Below are 2,555 nucleotides of genomic sequence, written 5' to 3'. Positions count from 1 at the left end.
GGCTGCGCGCCGTCCATCACCTGCGCACCCTCGCAGACGCCCAGGCACTGCGCGGTGCCCTCCTCCGCGGCGGACATGTCCTCGTGGTCGGCGCCGGCCTGATCGGGCTGGAAGTGGCCGCCGCTGCCCGCCTGCTGGACTGCGGCGTCACCGTGGTGGAGAGAGGACCGGAGCCTCTCGGGCAAGCACTGCCGCCGACCATCGCGCGCGCAGTCGCCGACCACCACCGCGGTTATGGCGTGGACATCCGCACCGGTGTCCAGCTCGACCGCTTCCAACACGACGGCGATTCCGTGCTCGCCACCGGCCGCAGCACCACTCGGGTGACCGCTCAGACAGTCGTCGTGGCGGTCGGCATGCGCCCCGAGACCACCCTGGCCGAACAGGCCGGCCTCGCCGTCGACGACGGCATCATCGTGGATGAGTACTGCGCCACCTCGGCTCCCGGAATCTTCGCCGCCGGAGATGTCGCCCGCCGACCCGATCCCCTCCTGGGCGGGTCATGCCGGATCGAGCACTGGACACACGCCCAGGAGCACGGTGCCGCCGCCGCCCGCAACATGCTGGGAATCACCACCCGCTTCGCCCCGGTGCCCTGGTACTGGACCCACCAGTACAACACCAACCTGCAGATCTGCGGATTCCCTCAGGAAGCGGACAGCATCACCCTCAACGGAAACCTGGCCGCGCTCGACTTCTCCGCGCTCCTGCACCGCCAGGGCAAGCTCATCGGCGTCGTCTGCGCCAACCGGCCGGGCGATTTCCGCAGACTCCGGCAGCTCGTGACGACACCAGCGCTCCCCGTGTCCGAGCCACTGCGCGACTTCGACGGCGAACCGATCCCTGTCGGCTGATACCGGGTCCGCCCAGGTGCGCCCCGGCCCATACGGCCGCGCATCGGCACAATCAAGATCAACCAGGCTGTGCTGCCGTGTACGTGCCCGAGGCACAGAGCCGCTCCGCCACCCAGACCGGCCCGCGCGCTGCCGGGAGCGCTGACGGTCAGCCCGTGACCGCTCAACTGGCGTGCCCGGCGGCGCACCCGCCCCGGTCTTCCACTGGACGAGCGGACTCCCAGCTCCACGCCCGCGAAGGCCGCACGACCGAAAACGATCCACTACACCAGAGCTACTCCGACCTGGAGGTTAGCGTGCCAGACGCATCCGCCCGCAGTCGGCCCACTGGCCGCCCCGTCACTCCCGACCGGTATGACTACGACGTGATCGTCATCGGGTCCGGTTTCGGCGGGTCCGTTGCTGCGCTGCGGCTGACCGAGAAAGGCTACCGGGTCGGAGTCCTGGAAGCCGGACGCCGCTTCACCGGCAAGACGCTGCCCAGGAACTCGTGGGACCTGCGCAACTACCTGTGGGCGCCTGCACTCGGCCTGTACGGCCTTCAGCGCATCCACCTGCTCGGCAGGGTGATGATCCTGGCGGGTGCCGGGGTCGGCGGGGGCTCACTGAACTACGCCAACACCCTGTATGTGCCGCCGCCTGCCTTCTTCCAGGACCGCCAGTGGGGTCACATCACCGACTGGCAGCAGGAGTTGGCACCGTACTACGAGCAGGCCAAGCGCATGCTGGGGGTGCGGTTGAACCCGACGATGACACCTGCCGACGTTCATCTCAAGGCTGCCGCCACGAGGATGGGCGTGGGTGACACCTTTCACCCGGCCCCGGTCGGGGTCTTCTTCGGTGACGGCAAGGACGCTGACGGCACCACCCAGGCGAAGCCCGGGCAGGAGGTCGCCGACCCCTACTTCGGCGGTGCAGGCCCGGCCCGCCGGGCCTGCACGGAATGCGGCGAATGCATGACCGGGTGCCGGCACGGCGCCAAGAACACCCTCACCGAGAACTACCTCTACCTCGCCGAGAAGCAGGGCGCGACCGTCCATGCCATGACCACCGTCACCGCGGTGAGCGAAGCAGCCGCCGGCGGCTACACAGTCACCACCGTACCCACCACCAAGCGCCGCACAGCCACACCCCGCACCCTCCGCGCCGCCAAGGTGGTCATCGCCGCAGGCACCTACGGCACCCAGAGCCTGCTGCACCGGATGCGCGATGAGGGCCGACTGCCACGCATCTCGCCCCGCCTCGGCGCCCTGACCCGCACCAACTCCGAGGCCCTGGTAGGAGCCCACACTCTGCCGCGGCGCTACCGCAGCACACACGGACGGCACGCCAGGCTCGACTTCACCAAGGGCGTGGCGATCACCTCATCCATCCACCCCAACAGCAACACCCACATCGAACCGGTCCGCTACGGCAAGGGCTCCAACGCCATGGGCCTGCTGACCACCCTTCAAGTGCGCCCCCGCCCCCGCTGGCCGCGCGCACTGGCTTTCGCCGTCACCAGCGCCCGACACCCCATACGCCTGCTGCGCTCCCTGTCCACCCGCAAGTGGTCCGAGCGCACCATCATCGGCCTGGTCATGCAGACCCTCGACAACTCCCTGACCACCTACCGCAGGCCGACCGGACCCGGGAAAGGCTTGCTCACCGCCGCGCAGGGCCATGGCACCCCCAACCCGGTCCATATCCCAGAAGGCGCCG

Annotated in this window: 2 protein-coding genes; both read left to right on the top strand. The window is 69.5% G+C overall.

The window, feature by feature from the left end:
* A partial coding sequence (locus D7231_RS34440; protein ID WP_120760269.1) for an NAD(P)/FAD-dependent oxidoreductase occupies positions 1-854 on the top strand: 854 nt, incomplete at its 5' end.
* Between the two features lie 296 nt (positions 855-1,150).
* The coding region (locus D7231_RS34435) for a GMC family oxidoreductase N-terminal domain-containing protein (RefSeq protein ID WP_199739524.1) at positions 1,151-2,555 on the top strand (1,405 nt) is incomplete at its 3' end.

This window comes from Streptomyces klenkii (genome assembly GCF_003626645.1).
GTDB classification, from domain to species: Bacteria; Actinomycetota; Actinomycetes; order Streptomycetales; family Streptomycetaceae; genus Streptomyces; species Streptomyces klenkii.
The sequence above is the reverse complement of the archived record's forward strand: the minus strand, read 5'-3'. Positions and strand labels throughout refer to the sequence as shown.